General features: G+C 44.6%; 14 protein-coding genes. 12 read left to right on the forward strand and 2 right to left on the reverse strand.

Going from position 1 to position 17406, the window contains the following annotated elements; translation table 11 throughout:
* Window positions 1-412: 412 nt before the first annotated feature.
* Complete coding sequence (gene purD, locus B9Z54_RS00005; protein ID WP_113926513.1) at window positions 413-1696, forward strand: phosphoribosylamine--glycine ligase; 1284 nt, start codon at window positions 413-415, stop codon at window positions 1694-1696.
* On the opposite strand, the gene B9Z54_RS26330 is transcribed toward purD, so the two are convergent.
* Both B9Z54_RS26330 and B9Z54_RS26585 read right to left on the reverse strand, forming a co-directional pair.
* On the reverse strand, window positions 1662-1778 hold the full coding sequence (locus B9Z54_RS26330; protein ID WP_345840670.1) for an EYxxD motif small membrane protein: 117 nt from the start codon (window positions 1776-1778) through the stop codon (window positions 1662-1664). The two genes, purD and B9Z54_RS26330, sit on opposite strands and share 35 nt — an antisense overlap.
* A 112-nt stretch (window positions 1779-1890) precedes the next feature.
* Window positions 1891-2328 (reverse strand): YgaP family membrane protein, encoded by a 438-nt coding sequence (locus B9Z54_RS26585; RefSeq protein WP_113926514.1) that lies wholly within the window; start codon window positions 2326-2328, stop codon window positions 1891-1893.
* Window positions 2329-2477: 149 nt separating this feature from the next.
* On the opposite strand from B9Z54_RS26585, the gene B9Z54_RS00015 reads away from it, so the two are divergent.
* The 11 genes from B9Z54_RS00015 (at window position 2478) to B9Z54_RS00065 (ending at window position 17302) form a co-directional block, all read left to right on the forward strand.
* Window positions 2478-4217, forward strand: a complete 1740-nt coding sequence (locus B9Z54_RS00015; protein ID WP_113926515.1) for an adenine deaminase C-terminal domain-containing protein — start codon at window positions 2478-2480, stop codon at window positions 4215-4217.
* Between the two features lie 48 nt (window positions 4218-4265).
* Window positions 4266-5309 carry a DUF3048 domain-containing protein gene (locus B9Z54_RS00020; protein WP_113926516.1) on the forward strand — a complete coding sequence of 348 codons (1044 nt, stop codon included), beginning with the start codon at window positions 4266-4268 and terminating at the stop codon, window positions 5307-5309.
* 77 nt (window positions 5310-5386) lie between these two features.
* Complete coding sequence (locus B9Z54_RS00025; protein WP_113926517.1) at window positions 5387-5692, forward strand: YerC/YecD family TrpR-related protein; 306 nt, start codon at window positions 5387-5389, stop codon at window positions 5690-5692.
* A gap of 475 nt (window positions 5693-6167) precedes the next feature.
* A complete protein-coding gene (gene pcrB / locus B9Z54_RS00030; RefSeq protein WP_113926518.1) occupies window positions 6168-6857 on the forward strand; it encodes a heptaprenylglyceryl phosphate synthase in 690 nt (229 codons plus the stop codon).
* Window positions 6858-7066: 209 nt separating this feature from the next.
* Complete coding sequence (gene pcrA / locus B9Z54_RS00035; RefSeq protein WP_113926519.1) at window positions 7067-9298, forward strand: DNA helicase PcrA; 2232 nt, start codon at window positions 7067-7069, stop codon at window positions 9296-9298.
* Between the two features lie 24 nt (window positions 9299-9322).
* A complete protein-coding gene (ligA, locus tag B9Z54_RS00040; RefSeq protein ID WP_113926520.1) occupies window positions 9323-11329 on the forward strand; it encodes an NAD-dependent DNA ligase LigA in 2007 nt (668 codons plus the stop codon).
* A gap of 14 nt (window positions 11330-11343) precedes the next feature.
* A complete protein-coding gene (locus B9Z54_RS00045; protein WP_113926521.1) occupies window positions 11344-12495 on the forward strand; it encodes a CamS family sex pheromone protein in 1152 nt (383 codons plus the stop codon).
* Between the two features lie 132 nt (window positions 12496-12627).
* Complete coding sequence (locus B9Z54_RS00050) at window positions 12628-13881, forward strand: aminopeptidase (RefSeq protein ID WP_113926522.1); 1254 nt, start codon at window positions 12628-12630, stop codon at window positions 13879-13881.
* An 878-nt stretch (window positions 13882-14759) separates the two neighbouring features.
* Window positions 14760-16301 carry a sodium/proline symporter PutP gene (gene putP / locus B9Z54_RS00055; RefSeq protein WP_113926523.1) on the forward strand — a complete coding sequence of 514 codons (1542 nt, stop codon included), beginning with the start codon at window positions 14760-14762 and terminating at the stop codon, window positions 16299-16301.
* Between the two features lie 189 nt (window positions 16302-16490).
* Window positions 16491-16802 (forward strand): hypothetical protein, encoded by a 312-nt coding sequence (locus B9Z54_RS00060; RefSeq protein WP_113926524.1) that lies wholly within the window; start codon window positions 16491-16493, stop codon window positions 16800-16802.
* A 152-nt stretch (window positions 16803-16954) separates the two neighbouring features.
* Complete coding sequence (locus tag B9Z54_RS00065; protein WP_113926525.1) at window positions 16955-17302, forward strand: hypothetical protein; 348 nt, start codon at window positions 16955-16957, stop codon at window positions 17300-17302.
* The last annotated feature ends 104 nt before the right edge of the window (window positions 17303-17406 follow it).

Below are 17406 nucleotides of genomic sequence, written 5' to 3' on the forward strand. Positions count from 1 at the left end.
TGTCCCTCGAGGAAGCCGTGAGAGCCACTAAAAAGGGAAGAAGTCCTTATAGTGTCCCTCGGGAAAGCCGTGAGAGCCACTAAAAGGGGAAAAAGACTTCTAGGTGTCCCTCGTGGGATCCGTGAGAGCCACTAAAAGGGGAAAAAGACTTCTAGGTGTCCCTCGAGGAAGCCGTGAGTGCCACTAAAAGGAGAAAAAATCGTCCAGGTGTCCCTCGTGGAAGCCGTGAGAGACCACTAAAAGAAAAAAGTCCTTTTAGTACCCCTCGAGGAAGCCGTGAGAGCCACTAAAAGGGAAAAAAGCGTCCAGGTGTCCCTCGTGGAAATCATGAGAGACACTATAAGAGGAAAAATTCCATTTTAAGGAAGTAATACCTGGAAATAAAGGCTTATACATAAAAAGGGGTGTCCAAATGAACGTACTTGTCATCGGCCGCGGAGGAAGAGAGCATGCGCTTTGCGATGCCTTGCAAAAAGGAAGCAGTGTGGAAAGAGTCTATTGTGCTCCCGGCAATACCGGGATCGCGGGAATCGTCCAAACAGTTGATATTGCTGAAACAGACTTTGAAGGGCTGATTTCGTTCTCGAAGGAAAACAAGATAGACTTGGCGGTAGTAGGTCCCGAGGTTCCGCTTTTAGAAGGAATTGTCGATGCCTTCAAGAAAGAGGGAATCAGGGTGTTTGGTCCCGATAAAAGAGCTGCGGTTATCGAAGGAAGCAAGTCGTTTGCCAAAGAATTGATGAAAAAATACAGCATCCCGACAGCAGCCTATGAAACATTCTCTGATTTCGAGAGCGCCAAAGAGTATGTGTTGAAATCGGGTGCTCCGATTGTCATCAAAGCGGACGGTCTTGCAGCTGGAAAAGGGGTCGTGGTAGCCCAGACTGTGGAGGAAGCGATGGATGCATTGGAGCTTATGCTTCTTCAATCTAAATTTGGGGAAGCATCTGCAAAGGTCGTCATTGAAGAGTTTTTAGAAGGTGAAGAGTTCTCCTTGATGGCATTTGTTGGTGGCGGAAATGTGTATCCAATGGAGGCTGCGCAGGATCATAAACGTGCATTTGATGGCGATCAAGGTCCCAATACTGGCGGGATGGGCGCGTATTCACCGGTTCCTCACATCAGCAGCGCCGTTATCCAGGAAGCTGTCCAAACGATTTTGATCCCAACGGCCAATGCAATGGAAGCTGAAGGGCGATCATTCACTGGTATTCTATATGCGGGCTTGATTTTGACTTCTCAAGGCCCGAAAGTCATTGAATTCAACGCCCGTTTCGGTGATCCTGAAACACAGGTGGTCCTGCCGAGGCTTCTCTCCGATCTTGCTCAGGTGTTTTATAATATCTGTGAGGGAAAAGAAGTATCTCTGGAATGGGATGAGGACAGAGTTGCGGGTGTTGTCCTGGCAGCTGAAGGCTACCCGGAAGCTTATAAAAAGTCGGTTCCCATTCAAGGGCTGGACAGGCTGAGTGACGATACACTTGTATACCATGCGGGAACCTGCCTGGATGAGCATGACAGGCTGGTATCAAATGGCGGAAGGGTACTGTTGGTGGCTTCCAAACAGCCAGAAATAGAAGACGCACTGAAAAGAGTCTACAATGAGATTGAGAAATTGGATGTTGATGGACTATTTTATCGCAGAGATATTGGCAGAAGGGCTATCGAACGCGCTTCTTCCGCCCCTTCCGAATAAAAGCATAGAGGATGGCAATTATGCCGCCAATGACGGAGATCAGCACATAAGACAGATCGGTCACATATTCCCAGAACATCATGATCACTCCATTTCTATAAGAGGTTGTAAACAACAGGGTGCCCAAAGAGGACACCCTGTTTTATTTTATAAAGTAAGTTAACGCGTCAAAGTGCTGAAAGGGACAGTCCCTTTTAGCAAGTTAACGCGTCACCGCATGAAGAGGGACTGACCCTCTTCGTGCGGTGATGCACTAAAGTGCCTGCCGGATTAGGATGGGTTATACGGCAGATCGGGTGCGTCTGTATTTTTTCATCCCGGTCGATGTCATCGATTTTCTGATGAGAAGAATTTGCGCCATCTTTGCCTTTTAACATAGAAGCAATGTTCAGCATGCTTTTGCCTTCTTTTGCTCCGCCATCATCGTTCATCTTGTTTTCGAAGATTGCCGTGATCGGGCAGAAGCGCAGAATTCCTTCCCCGACTTTCATCCCTCCGAGAAGAGCCATCCATAAATATGAGTCTCTCCAAGGCATTTTGACCAGTTTTGCCGTTGCCCAGGAAAGGACTGTAAAGCCTACCATGATTCGAATTAAAGCATTAACAATGCCAATGTTTTGTGTAACCTTCATGACATTTCCTCCTTACATAATTTTTACATTTTTTCTGTAAACCTTTAATGCGTTAAAGTCTAAACTGTGATAACATTAATTAATACTTTGAGCTAATGCTGAAAGAATTTGTTCATTAGTGAATCTCTATCAAGAGGAGTGTTCATAGTTTGGTACAACGTTATCGATGGAAAAACAAGCAGCTGCGAGAACATATAGATGTTTTAAACGGCGCCGTGCAGCCGACCAAGATCCTAAAGAATGCGGTATATCTGCACTCGGTTCTGAAAAAGTGGGTGTCTGCCCATATCTGGATTTATGACGACCGCATCATATACTGCGGCGATAAACTTCCTGAAAACTTGGATGGGTGTGAAGTGACAGATTGCAGCAGTTACTTTCTCGTCCCTGGCTACATAGAACCCCATGTTCACCCGTTTCAACTTTATAATCCCCATTCTTTTGCTCATTATGCATCCCGGACCGGAACGACGACATTCATCAACGACAACCTTATGCTGTTTTTATTGATGAACAAAAAGAAAGCGTTTTCTTTATTGGCTGAGCTGAAGAACCTTCCGTTTTCAATGTTCTGGTGGGCGCGTTTTGATTCACAGACAGAAATGCAGAGGGAGGAGACGGTATTTTCCCAAAGTGAAGTGAAAGCTTGGCTGGGACATCAGGATGTGGTCCAGGGCGGAGAATTGACTTCGTGGCCGAGGCTGCTGGATGGCGATGACATGCTCCTTCACCTCATGCAGGAAGCCAAGAGGTTGAATAAAGTAGTGGAAGGCCATTTGCCGGGCGCTTCTGAGAAAACCCTGGCTAAGCTCGCTTTGCTCGGAATAGACGGCGACCATGAAGCCATGACGGGAAAAGATGTATACATGAGGCTCATGCAGGGATTGGCTGTGACTTTGAGGAATTCCTCCATCAGGCCTGATTTGGATAAGCTCCTGGCAGAAATGAAGGAATACGATATAGAGAATTATGATGAAATGATGCTCACAACAGACGGCTCAACACCGGCTTTTTATGAAAATGGTGTACTTGATGATCTTATCGCAAAAGCCATTGACAGCGGGATCCCGGTAATCGATGCCTATCATATGGCGAGCTATAATGTGGCAAAACATTACCGGATCTCCCACCAGCATGGAATAATCGCAGCGGGAAGAGTCGCCAACATCAACTTTCTTGAAAGGAAGGACCAGCCAAAGCCGATTAGTGTCATGGCCAAGGGTCAATGGGTGAAGTCCCTAGAAGGCAGTCTGGCTGATGTCCCGGCACCGGATTGGAAAAAGTTCGGTCTTGCACCGCTTGATTTTCAATGGGAATTGACGTACGATGACTTGCAGTTTTCCATGCCGTTCGGAATCGAAATGGTCAATGAAGTAATCACGAAGCCTTACTCAGTCAGTATCGATGCCTCCGAAACCTCCTTATCAGAACGACATGATGAATGCTTCCTGATGCTGGTGGATAGGAATGGCAAGTGGAGGATCAGTACCATGCTGAAAGGCTTTGCCAAAAGTGTCAAAGGCTTCGTTTCTTCTTTTTCAAACACTGGCGATATCATCTTGATCGGTAAGGATAAAAGGGACATGATGAATGCTTTTAAAAGGATGAAAGAGATCGGCGGTGGAATTGTCCTTAGTGAGAATGAAGAGATTCTTCATGAGATTCCGCTGAAGGTCGGAGGGATTATGTCAGACAAAGGGATGGAAGAGTTGATTGACGAGGAAAAGAAAATGAAAGAGCTGTTATTCGCAAGAGGATACTCTTTCAATGATCCCGTCTATACCTTGCTGTTCCTGCAATCGACGCACCTTCCTTACATCCGGGTTACGCAGCGGGGAATATATGATGTTATGAAGAAAACGGTACTCTTTCCCACGATAATGCGTTAAAATGTTAAAGTAAGAGATAGAAGACAGGTTTAGGGGTGTAATACTTAGATGTGGAAGAAAACTGCGATAGCGGCCATGGCCGCGCTACTGCTGACAGCATGCAGTTCAGATAATGAGACAGCCGAAAATAATGATAACACGGCAAAAAACAATACGGAACAAAATAATTCAGTTGATCAGGATAACAATGACGAAGCGGTGGAATCGCAATATGAATATCCGCTGACAGGAGTCAGTTCTGATGAAGAATCCTCGCAAAGAGCAGTGGCGGTGGTCGTCAACAACCATCCTATTGCCCGGCCGCAATCAGGCTTGGATCATGCGGATATAGTTTATGAAGTCCTTGCGGAAGGAAATGTGACCCGGTTTGTTGCTCTGTTCCAAAGTGAGCAGCCGGAAACAGTAGGGCCGGTCAGGAGTGCCCGCGATTATTTCATCGAGCTGGCAGAGGGGTATGACAGCTTTTTCGTGGCCCATGGATACAGTCCGAAAGCGAAAGAATTGCTGGCAAGCGGATCTGTGGATAATATCAATGGGATGGTATATGACGGCTCTTTATTCAAACGGGCAGATTTCCGTAAGGCGCCTCATAATTCATATATCTCTTTCGAAAATATTGAAAAGGGTGCTGAGGATACAGGGGCAGAAATGGATACACCTCCGGAACCGCTGGAGTTTGCTCAATCAACAGAGGCTGAAGGAGAAGACGCGGCATCTGTTGAGGTTTCGTACTATGACAATCCTTCGTTCTCTCCTGTCTATGAATACGATCAGGGAACAGAGAAATACAAGAGAGTCTCTGAAGGCGAAGAACTCGCGGATTACGATACCGGAGATCCTGTATTGCTGGACAACATTTTTATCATAGAAGCACCACACGCAGTCGTAGATGATGCGGGACGCCGGGATATCGACCTTACTTCCGGTGGAAATGCTTATCTCCTGCAAAAGGGGAAACTGTTAAAAGTAGAATGGGAAAATCAAGATGGAAGAATCGTTCCCGCGGGTGATACAGGTTTGCTGCCGGGGAAAACATGGATCAATATCATACCTGATAATCCAGGATTGGATAAATTCATTACAGTACAATAATTGAACAAGGCTCTTTTCTTAAATTTCAAAAGCAGCAATTTATGCGGAAAAAGTCTTCAATAAAAGGAGAAATGAACATGCAAATCAATAAAATCAAAGGTAAAGAATTGGACCAGTTGTTTAATGCGATATTGTCCCTTCAAGATAAAGATGAGTGCTATCGTTTCTTTGACGATCTGGCAACAATCAATGAAATCCAATCCCTTGCACAGCGCCTTGAAGTAGCGAGAATGCTGGAAGAAGGCAAAACCTATCATAAGATCGAGGCGGAAACAGGCGCCAGCACGGCGACGATTTCCCGCGTGAAGCGCTGCCTCAACTACGGTAACGATGCCTATCATATGGTATTGGAACGTGTGGGTAATCAGAAGGAAGAAGAGTAAAATTTTTTGATAGTGTACCAAGGGGAATTAGGTTTGAAATAAAGTCCTTTCCGCTGCAGACCAAAAAGACTGGCACAGAGTAAAAGCGTGCCAGTCTTTTTGGTTTTTTAGGAATAATAAAATCTATTTTAATGAATAGCTTTTAGTTATGCTTTCCACGTCCAGCTTCAGCGCCTGGCTCTCGGTCGGGAGCGGGTGTCCGTTTGTTGAGATATGTATGAGGTAGAGGAGGCTTCGGCCGGGCAGAGCTGGTTTGCGTAAAGATATGTATGAAGCACAGGAGAGTTCGGTCGGGCGGGGGTGTTCCGGCATAGAGAAGTGTCTAAAAGGGAGTTAATTTACGCCTTTCGATGCTGAGAAAGGTACTGAAGTTTTGGAAGTATAAACCATCATCACCTTGCACTGCTCCCTCGTTAATTGGCAATAGGAATGGTATAATGTTTTAATGGAATTGAAAGAATTGGAGGAAGTAAGGATGTACGATGTCAGAGAGTGGCGCCATGTATTTAAGCTCGACCCCGCCAAGGAGATCAGCGACGATGAATTAGAGAAAATCTGTGAATCGGGAACGGATGCGGTGATCATTGGAGGGACCGATGATATTACCCTTGAAGGGGTTCTGGATTTGATGGCGAGAGTCAGGAGGTACACTGTGCCGTGCGCTCTCGAAGTCAGCAATATGGAGTCTCTCACACCGGGTTTCGACTTTTATTTTATCCCGACTGTGTTGAACAGCGAGGATCCGATGTGGCTGAAAGGCCTTCATCATCAAGCTGTAAAAGAGTATGGGGAAATCATGAATTGGGATGAAATCATTGTAGAGGGATATTGCATCCTGAACAGCGACTGCAAAGCAGCCAAGCTTACCGGCGCCAAAGCGGATTTATCTAAAGAAGATGTGGCGGCCTATGCGATGATGGCAGAGAAAATGTTTCACCTCCCCATCTTTTATCTGGAATACAGCGGAATGTACGGAGATGTCGAATATGTCCGTGAAACCGCCCGGGTACTTGAAAATTCCACCCTTTTCTATGGCGGGGGAATCAAAACACCGGAGCAGGCGCGGGAAATGGGAGAACACGCAGACGTCATCGTGGTCGGAAACATAGTATATGAAGACTTATCAGCAGCGTTGAAAACAGTAAGAGCAGTTAAATCAATATAAATTAATTTATATTTTCATATCAAGGTATCTTCGAGAGATGATTATATTTAATTTTTCATGAGAAGGACCGTGATTGTTTTTTAGAGATGTAATTATTGATTGGAGTAGTGCTCCCTGGAGCGGAAATCAATCAGCACTTCTAACTTCATATAGGAAACAGAAATTGATATAATAAGAACAAATGTTCGTTATGGTGGTGGAATAGGAAAATGCAATTTTTAACAGATCGATTATTGAATGGAATGAACCCGCCTCAGGCTGAAGCGGTAAAAGCAACTGAAGGCCCCCTGTTGATCATGGCGGGTGCCGGTTCAGGGAAAACCCGTGTCCTGACACACCGAATCGCCTATTTGATGGTAGAAAAAGGAGTCAATCCTTATAACATCCTGGCGATTACCTTTACAAACAAGGCTGCACGGGAAATGAAAGACAGAATCGGAAAAATCCTTGGCGGAGTGGCGGAAGAAATCTGGATTTCAACGTTTCACTCCATGTGTGTGCGGATCCTTAGACGGGATATCGACCGCATCGGCTTTACCCGAAACTTCACAATCCTGGATTCGACGGATCAGTTATCCGTCATTAAGTCTATTCTCAAGGACAAAAATATCGACCCGAAAAAGTTTGATCCCCGGTCAATCCTGGGCTCGATTTCTTCAGCAAAAAATGAATTGAAAACACCGGAAGATTTTGAAAAGGAAGCAGGCAGCTACTATGATAATGTCGCTTCTGACGTCTATAAAGAATATCAAAAACGTCTCCGGAAAAATCAGGCGCTGGACTTTGATGACCTTATCATGATGACCATCCACTTGTTCGAGCGGGTTCCGGAAGTACTGGAATATTATCAAAGAAAATTCCAATATATCCATGTGGATGAGTATCAGGATACGAACAGAGCGCAGTATATGCTTGTCAAAATGCTGGCATCCCGTTTTCAGAATCTATGTGTAGTCGGTGATTCGGATCAGTCGATCTATCGCTGGCGCGGGGCGGATATCGCGAACATCATGTCTTTTGAAAAAGACTATCCTAGAGCGAATGTGATTCTGCTGGAACAAAATTACCGCTCCACAAAGACGATTCTGCATGCAGCCAACGATGTCATCCAGAAAAACATGAACCGCAAAGCCAAAAATCTCTGGACGGAAAATGACCAAGGAGAGAAGATTACTTACTACAGAGGGGACAGCGAGCAATCGGAAGCACAGTTTGTTGCCGGTAAAATCAAAGAAATGACAGACAGCGGCAAGCGGAAGTTCTCTGAATTTGCCATCCTTTACCGGACCAACGCACAGTCCCGTGTAATTGAGGAAGTACTTCTGAAATCCAATATCGAGTACAGCATTGTCGGAGGCATCAAGTTCTACGACAGAAAAGAAATTAAGGATATTTTGGCCTACCTTAGGCTGATTGCCAATCCGGATGATGACATCAGTCTCCGCCGTGTCATCAATGTACCGAAACGGGGAATCGGTTCGACATCGCTTGATAAAATCGCTAATTACGCGGCTATGAATGACCTCTCCATGATGCAGGCCTTGGAGGAAGCGGATTTTATCGGACTGAGCCCGAAAATCACCAAATCGGTCATTGAATTCAAGGACCTTTTGAAAGGCTATACCAGCATGCAGGAGTATCTTTCTGTTACTGAACTGGTTGAAGAAATCCTTGAAAAATCAGGTTATAGAGAAATGCTGAAAGTCGAGAAATCCATTGAAGCGCAGAGCCGTCTGGAAAATATCGATGAGTTCCTATCTGTTACGAAGAGCTTTGAAGAAAGCAATGATGATAAATCACTGGTTGCTTTCCTTACCGACCTGGCGCTTGTTGCGGACATCGATAAGCTGGATGATGATGAAAAGCCTCAGGATGCTGTTATCCTGATGACACTGCATGCTGCCAAAGGCCTTGAGTTCCCGATTGTGTTCCTGATGGGACTCGAGGAAGGAGTCTTCCCTCACAGCCGTTCTCTTATGGACGAAGAGGAGATGGAAGAAGAGCGCCGCCTTGCTTACGTGGGCATTACGAGGGCTGAAGAGGAATTATTCATGACCAATGCCCAGATGCGGACACTGTACGGCCAGACGAAAATGAACCCGGTATCCAGGTTTATTGCGGAAATTCCTGAAGACCTCATTGATAATTTCGAGCCGCAAAAGAAAAGTCCGTTCTCATCAGGCGGTACAGGTACAGGTGCTGCTGCCTCCGCAAGACCGCAGCCAAGAAGGAAGCCTGTTACCCGGCCGGTGCCAACAACCACTGGAGGCGAAGGAATCTCCTGGCAGGTTGGCGACAGAGCAGCCCACAAAAAATGGGGCACTGGAACGGTTGTCAGCGTAAAAGGAAGCGGAGATGGAATGGAGCTTGATATCGCATTCCCAAGCCCGACAGGCATTAAGCGCCTATTAGCTAAATTCGCTCCGGTTGAAAAAGTATAACTCGCACACGAAAGGGCTGTTAATGTGGATATCAAAAGCGCAGAACAAAAAGTTGCAGAACTTCATAATCTTTTAAATCAATATAATTATGAATATCATGTGCTGGACAAGCCGTCGGTGCCGGATGCCGAATATGACCGTGTCATGAATGAACTGATTGCGATTGAAAATAAGTTCCCTGAGCTGAGGACAGCGGACTCACCGACACAGCGGGTTGGAGGCAGCACGCTGCAAGCTTTTGAGAAAGTTCAGCACAGAACTCCGATGCTCAGTCTTGGCAATGCTTTTAATAAAGAAGATTTAAGGGACTTTGACCGTAAAGTCCGCCAGGCAGCGGGAGACGATTATTCTTACGTGTGTGAATTGAAGATTGACGGTCTGGCTGTTTCCCTTCGCTATGAAGACGGCCTTTTCCGTCAGGGAGCGACACGGGGAGATGGAACGGTCGGCGAAGATATTACAGCGAACCTTAAAACCATAAAGTCAATCCCATTGAGGATTCCTGAGCCAATGACGATGGAGGTTAGAGGCGAAGCATTCATGCCGAAACGTTCCTTTGAAGCGTTGAACAAGGCAAAGGAGGAACGGGAAGAAGAACCGTTCGCCAACCCGCGAAATGCCGCAGCGGGATCTCTAAGACAGCTCGATCCGCGGATTGCCGCGTCACGCAACCTGGATATTTACCTATATTCCATCGCGGATGTCGGAGAAACAGGAGTTGTCTCACACAGCTCAGGCTTGGATCTTTTAGATAAATTCGGCTTCAAAACGAATAAAGAAAGAAAGAAATGCCAAACCATTGATGAAGTCATTGAATATGTAGAAGGCTGGGTTGAAAGAAGACCGGATCTTCAGTACGATATCGACGGAATAGTCATTAAGGTAGATTCCCTTGAACTTCAGGAACAGTTAGGGACCACCGCCAAGAGTCCGCGATGGGCGATTGCGTACAAGTTCCCTGCCGAGGAAGTTGTCACACAGCTGAAGGAGATAGAGTTAAGTGTCGGCAGGACAGGCGTTGTGACGCCGACAGCTATCCTGGAACCTGTGCGGGTGGCCGGTACGACGGTCCAGCGTGCATCCCTGCATAATGAGGATTTGATCAGGGAAAAGGATATTAAGATCGGCGACTATGTGGTCGTCAAAAAAGCGGGGGACATTATACCGGAAGTGGTGAATGTCCTCGAGGAACGCCGGACTGGCGGGGAAAAGGATTTCCTTATGCCCGAAGGATGCCCTGAATGCGAAAGCGGGCTGGTAAGGCTGGAGGGAGAGGTTGCCCTTCGCTGCATCAATCCGAAATGTCCAGCTCAGATCAGGGAAGGCTTGATCCACTTCGTTTCCCGGAATGCGATGAATATCGACGGACTAGGAGAAAAAGTCATCAGCCAGCTCTTCAAAGAGGGCTTGATTGAGGATGTAGCGGATATCTACCGTTTGGAAAGAGATCAGCTTCTTCAGCTGGAAAGAATGGGCGAGAAATCGGTGGACAACTTGCTTAATGCCATAGAAGCGTCCAAGGCCAATTCTTTGGAAAAGCTGCTATTCGGCTTGGGCATCCGCCATGTTGGTGCGAAAGCGGCAAAGACCCTGGCTCAGGAATTTGGTGATATCGACACGCTGATGAATGCGTCGAAGGACGATTTGACAGCCATTAACGAAATCGGTGATAAAATGGCGGATGCCGTTGTGGCTTACTTTGAAAAAGAAGAAGCAGTGGAGCTTATTGGCGAGCTGAGGACAGCAGGCGTGAATACCGAATATAAAGGTCCGAAACCCGTGAAAGCGGAAGAAATTGATTCCTATTTTGCCGGCAGGACAGTTGTCTTAACAGGGAAGATGGAACAACTCGGAAGAAATGAAGCGAAACAAAAAATTGAAGAGCTTGGCGGAAAGGTCACTGGATCTGTCAGCAAGAAAACAGATTTGCTGATTGCCGGGGAAGAAGCCGGTTCAAAACTGGCTAAAGCTCAAGAATTAGATATAGAAATATGGGACGAAGAGAAACTGCTTGGGGAACTTAACCGTTAAAGGTGGAGAAATGAATGAAAAAGTGGTTTGCGGCAGTGTCGGCTGCTCTTGTTTTGAGCGGCTGTGCTCCCGCTTTTGAAAAACAGGAGCAAGTAGTGGAAGATGATGCTCAGCAATCGGAAAAGGCGATCATACCGAATTATCAAATTTCGAATGATTATTTTAAGACGCTGCTCCCTTATGAATCAACAGACACCAGGGGCATGGTCGTCAACAACCTTCAATCCCGTTATGATATTGATGTATTTGAATCCGGTTTGGTCAGAATGGCGAAGAATGCTTATTCGACCGATCAATATCTTTTCAAAGAAGGACAGATATTGGATCAAGAAACGATACAATCATGGCTGAACAGGAAGTTCAACAGTGAACAATTGAAGGAAAAAGGATTAGAGGAAAAGGATAATATCGGCCTCAATCCTGTTGAAGATACACCAGGAGAGGGAAAGGATTCTCCGATATACCTCGCCCATGTGATTGAACACAATTACTTGGAAAAAATCGAGGAAAACAAAATTCAGCTGTCAAGTGTCGCTGTCGGACTGGCCCTGAATTCAGTTTCCTACTATCAGGATCAATCTACCGGCGAGACCAGGCAAACGACTATGAGTCATGAAGAAGTCAGGGAGCAAGGAACGCAGATAGCCGAGGAAGTAATCAACAGAATGAGAGAGAAGCCTGAGCTTGAGGGAGTTCCAATCATGATTGCCCTGTATGAGCAATCAAGCAAAGGTTCTGTAACTCCCGGCAGCTATTTTGCCTACACCAATGTCCCGGCCGGAAGTTCATCAATCAGTGAGTGGACGAGTGTGGATGAACAGCGCTACTTCTTTCCATCTGTTGACGCTGAAGAGCACCAGCCTGAGGATTTGAAGATTTTCAATGAATTTAAAGAGAAAATAGAAACCTATTTCCCGAACTATGTCGGTGTCGTTGGAAATGCTTTTTATAAAGATGGAGCAATCGAAAACCTTGAGATTGACATACCGATACAATTTAATGGAAAAGCTGAAACGATCGGCTTTACTCAGTATGCGGCGGAGCTTGCTGCTGAACTTTTCCCGGATGAAATGAGTGTCGAGATAGAGATAACATCCGGAAGTGGCGCCGAGGCATTAATCGTCCTCAGCCAGCAGGAAGAGCCGTTTGTGCATATCTATGAATAAGACAATGGTAAGGCTGGCCTGTTAAAGGGCCGGTCTTTTTTATTATTTTCAAAAAGAAAGCTATTGGGTTAGTTTAAGCAGGGCAGGGTTCTGCAGTGAAATTTCACAAGAACATCACAGGGGAGAGATTAAATGATGAAAGGAATATATGAATTTATAAGCGAAGCACATTTAAAAAAGTATGCGGAACTTGCTGTACGAGCTGGTGTAAATCTGCACAAAAATCAATTATTGATTATTCATAGTGATATACAAAACGCTGCGTTTGCACGTCTGATCCAAACGGCAGCCTACGAGGCAGGATCTTCAAATGTATTTATAGATTGGACAGATGAAAAGTCTGCGAAAGAATTTTACCTAAATGCAGCAGATCGTGCCATCGATCACTTTCCAGACTGGCAGGCTGACCGTTTTAAAGAGTGGAATATTGCAGGTGCTGCTTACATCCATATTATTTCTGAAAACTTAGATGTCTTTAAGGAGGTTTCTACAGAAAGGATAAGTCGCTTCCAAAAAGCTTCCCGTACCAAAATGAAGGATCATCATGCGAAAATCAGATCCCATGAGGTACGATGGTGTCTTGTGGCTGTCCCGTGTGCAGCATGGGCAGCTAAAGTATTTCCCAACCTAAGTACAGAAGAAGCTATACAATCATTATGGAAATTAATTCTAAAAGGGTGTCGGGCAGATGGGGAAAATCCTCTTAAAGAATGGGAGAGTCACAATAGAGCCTTCGAGTCCCGCAAAAAAATCCTGAATGAGAGCCGATTCCAAGCCCTGCATTATAAAAATAACCTTGGAACTGATTTAGTAGTCGGTCTGCCTAAAGATCATCTTTACATCGGCGGGGGTGTCAAAGATAAAAATGGAATACCTTTCTTTCCGAACATTCCTACGGAAGAGATATTTACTGCCCCTCATAAAAATAAGGTGAATGGCAAATTGGCTGGAACTAAACCTCTTATCTATGGAGGAAGTGTCATCGATGATTTTTATCTGATTTTTAAAGATGGACGGATTACCGACTATTATGCCGCAAAGGGACAAGATGTGTTACAAAATCTCATCGAAACAGACGAAGGTACACATTATCTAGGTGAAATTGCCTTGGTCTCTAATAAGTCCCCCCTTGCTCAGGCAGATACTCTATTTTACAATACCTTGTTCGATGAAAACACAGCCTGTCATATTGGAATCGGAAATGCTTCTCCCTCCAATATTCAAAATGGCATTAACCAATCTGAGGAAGAGTTGAAGGCAGCAGGTCTGAATACTTCCCTTTTGTTAGTCAATGTGACCTTTGGTACTGAAGATATGAAAGTTGTGGGGATCAAAGAAGGTGGAACTGAAGTCCTCTTGATGAAGGAGGGGGATTTCCAATTCTAAATTGTCTACAGATTAAAAATAGAGAAAACTAATTTCTAGTGGATTTTACCCGTAACCATCTATATTCCAAGAGAAAAAGACTCGTCGATTGACGGTTTTTTTGTTATGTATAAATGCCAATTTGTGTGTCATAGGGTAAATCTTTTGAGTTCGAGCACCTCAAAAAGGAATGATTTTTCTAAGGGGCAGTTTTTTAAGTAACCTTTTTTGTATAGCCGAGGGTAAAGTGGGAAAAATAAGGTCGTCATTACTAGATGGTAAAGAGTTAAGAGCGGATAAGAACTATTTGGGAATAATATTTGGAGGGTTTTCTCAGTAGAACTGCTGAATTTAGTATGTTCAAGTTTGTTTTGAGGAGAAACTTTTACAGATGCTGCTGACGATGGGAGTGATTTAAAGGAGATCTGCAGAAATCATGAATTGGAAATTCAAGGACTAAACAGGGTCTCAAGTAATGAGAATCACGCTAAGAAAGTGGAAAATTGACGTGTAGAACCGGTGATTCTCCAGTTTGCAATAGTGATTTTTGAACAAATTATGAATTTAATTTTATAAATTTTTCTGAATATATATGATGGTTAAAGCGCTTTCAAAGAAACAATTATACAAAATAATTGTATAATTACTCAGTTAAAAAATTATAGTTAGAATAATGAAAATGATATACTTTCTGCTTTGTGTTAGGATTATTAATGTTGTAGAGTTATTCCTGGCTCATCGGTCTTATTCGTCTCCTTTGGGTGAAGGAGTATGTGTGAATAAGTTTACAAGTGTGATGCATAGGGTAAATAAGATTGTCAGTAGTAAAATGCACTACTCATCCAAGAGGTTTAATTACAAAAGAATTTAAGAAATCGAAAGGAGAATGTAGACAACATATGGATACTGCCACTTTAGTCACGTTTATTGTTTATTTAGTCGGTATGTTAGCAATTGGTATTATTTCTTACAGATTAACAAGTAACTTGTCTGATTACGTTTTAGGAGGACGCAGCCTGAAGCCGGGCGTTGCAGCTTTAAGTGCCGGGGCATCTGATATGAGTTCCTGGCTGCTATTGGGTCTGCCGGGTGCCGCATATGCGTCTGGTCTTGGATCTATCTGGCTGGCAATTGGCCTTACAATCGGTGCTTATTTGAATTGGAAATTCGTTGCTTCAAGGCTTCGCTCTTACACAGAAGTTGCCAACGATTCCATTACGGTCCCTGATTTCTTTGAAAACCGTTTTAAAGACGGATCCCGTATGCTTCGCGTAATTTCAGCACTTGTAATTCTGATTTTCTTTACTTTCTATACTTCATCAGGTCTTGTTGGTGGAGCGATTCTATTCCAAGAATCATTTGATATGGGCTATAATACTGCACTCCTTATCGGTGCGATCGTTATCATTTCTTACACTTTCCTTGGCGGCTTCCTTGCGGTCAGCTGGACTGACTTTATCCAGGGTATCCTGATGTTCCTTGCCTTAATCGTGGCTCCGATAGTTGCGATTACTGAGCTTGGCGGCTGGGGAGACACTATGGATCAAGTGACTGCCGTAAACCCTGAGGGCCTTGATTTATTCGCAGGGGCTTCAGCTATCGGTGTCATTTCCTTGCTTGCATGGGGGCTTGGCTACTTTGGACAGCCGCATATCATCACCCGTTTTATGGCATTACGATCGACGAAGGATGTACCGAAAGCGCGTTGGATCGGTATGACTTGGATGATTGCTTCTGTAGCCGGTGCTGTATTGGTCGGCCTTTCAGGTATTGCTTATTTTGCTGATGCTCCCCTAATCACGGACGCAGTCGACAACTCTGAAAAAGTATTCATCCTGTTCACGGATGTACTATTCAACCCTTGGGTATCGGGTATTCTTTTAGCGGCAATCCTGTCTGCGATCATGAGTACAATTGATTCCCAGCTTCTTGTTTCTTCAAGTGCCCTTGCAGAGGATTTCTATAAAGCCATTCTCCGCAAGAATGCTTCAGATCAAGAATTGGTTTGGGTAGGACGTTTCGGTGTCATTCTGATTGCTGTGATTGCTGTACTTCTTGCACTCGGAGGTAATCCTGCCAATGAAAATGCATCAAGTATCCTGGACCTTGTAAGTTACGCTTGGGCTGGATTCGGTGCTGCATTTGGACCGGTTATCGTGTTCGCATTGTTCTGGAAAGGAATGACTCGAAACGGTGCGCTGGCTGGTATGATTACTGGAGCTGTAACAGTTGTTGCTTGGAAACTTCTTTCCACTCCAGAATTGAATGAGGCAGGGGAAGTTGTCCAAGAAGCGGTCATTCCGTTCTCTCTTTATGAAATCGTGCCAGGATTCATCCTTGCATCACTGGCTATCTTCATCTTCTCCAAGGTTGGACCGCAGCCTAGTGAAGAGATACAGGCTGAATTTGATTCAGCAGTGGCCAATGACATTACAAAATAAAGCTATAGTGCTAAACTGTCCATCGGTAACTCGATGGACAGTTTTTTTGTGTGCATTTTTAGTTTCAACACGTTAAAGCGCTAAAAGAGACAGTCCCTCTTAGTGCTTTAACGTGTTGAAATGTTTTGGGGACCGGGCTTAGGGTAAACAAAAAATAGTAAAAACAGTAAAAAGCTAGGAGGAATGGCAATGAAAAAACGTAATTTGCTTGCAGCTTTTCCGATGGCGGCCGGTCTTTTCTTAGCAGGATGTTCTGATGATGATACTTCCGATAACTTTGAGGAAGTGGAAGAAGAAACAGAACAAGGATCCGAAGAGATGGAACAAGACGCAGAAGAAGGTCTAGATGAAGTGGAAGAAGAGGTTGAAGAAATAGAGGAAGATGAAGAAGAGACAGGTAAGGAAATAGATGGCGGAGCAAATAATGCTGGAGAAGAAGTGGAAGAAGCGGCAGAGGACACAGAACAGGAGACTGAAGAAGAAGCGGATGAAGAAGACTAATACCCTGCTATGAAAAAAATTAGGCGTGCTACTCATAAATGGAACCTTTCTCTGCGGGGGAAGGTTCTTTTGTAATTTTATATACAATGTTTTTAAACTGCAAATAAGGGAAAGGGAAAAATATAGTATAAAAGACCAGGAGGTAATGGATAATGAAAAAATTCAAAATGCTAGCAGCAATTCCTATGGCAGCCGGTCTTTTCTTGGCAGGCTGTGCGCAAGATGATAACGAAGCTCAGGATCTGGAAGAAGTTGAACAGGAAGCGGAAGACAATAGTGTGGATGTAGAAGAAGGGGCCGACTCCCTTGAGGAAGAAGCAGAGGATGCAGGGGAAGAAGCTGAAGAAGGATTGGATGACGCCGGTGAGTCTACGGAAGAAGGATTGAATGAGGCCGGAGAAGAGGTTGAAGATGCAGCAGAATCTACAGAGGAAGAATTGGAAGAAGAAGCTGGAGAAGCAATTGATGAAGCAGAGGAAGAATTGAACGAAGAAGAATAATTTCGATTTAAAATATGATTTATGTCAGCGTCTGTTACCTTGCAGGCGCTTTTTTTAGGTTTGGCAATCTTTTTAAAAGTCCGTATCCACTGAAACGGACTTAG

The sequence above is a fragment of the Bacillus sp. P14.5 genome (assembly GCF_003316765.1).
Lineage (GTDB): Bacteria > Bacillota > Bacilli > Bacillales > Bacillaceae_B > Rossellomorea.

Coding starts and splice junctions, on each gene's coding strand:
- B9Z54_RS00065 (WP_113926525.1), top strand. CDS start 16,955: ATGAAAAAATTCAAAATGCTAGCAGCAATTCCTATGGCAGCCGGTCTT.
- B9Z54_RS00045 (WP_113926521.1), top strand. CDS start 11,344: ATGAAAAAGTGGTTTGCGGCAGTGTCGGCTGCTCTTGTTTTGAGCGGC.
- B9Z54_RS00025 (WP_113926517.1), top strand. CDS start 5,387: ATGCAAATCAATAAAATCAAAGGTAAAGAATTGGACCAGTTGTTTAAT.
- pcrA (WP_113926519.1), top strand. CDS start 7,067: ATGCAATTTTTAACAGATCGATTATTGAATGGAATGAACCCGCCTCAG.
- B9Z54_RS26330 (WP_345840670.1), bottom strand. CDS start 1,778: ATGATGTTCTGGGAATATGTGACCGATCTGTCTTATGTGCTGATCTCC.
- B9Z54_RS00020 (WP_113926516.1), top strand. CDS start 4,266: ATGTGGAAGAAAACTGCGATAGCGGCCATGGCCGCGCTACTGCTGACA.
- pcrB (WP_113926518.1), top strand. CDS start 6,168: ATGTACGATGTCAGAGAGTGGCGCCATGTATTTAAGCTCGACCCCGCC.
- putP (WP_113926523.1), top strand. CDS start 14,760: ATGGATACTGCCACTTTAGTCACGTTTATTGTTTATTTAGTCGGTATG.
- B9Z54_RS26585 (WP_113926514.1), bottom strand. CDS start 2,328: ATGAAGGTTACACAAAACATTGGCATTGTTAATGCTTTAATTCGAATC.
- purD (WP_113926513.1), top strand. CDS start 413: ATGAACGTACTTGTCATCGGCCGCGGAGGAAGAGAGCATGCGCTTTGC.
- B9Z54_RS00050 (WP_113926522.1), top strand. CDS start 12,628: ATGATGAAAGGAATATATGAATTTATAAGCGAAGCACATTTAAAAAAG.
- B9Z54_RS00060 (WP_113926524.1), top strand. CDS start 16,491: ATGAAAAAACGTAATTTGCTTGCAGCTTTTCCGATGGCGGCCGGTCTT.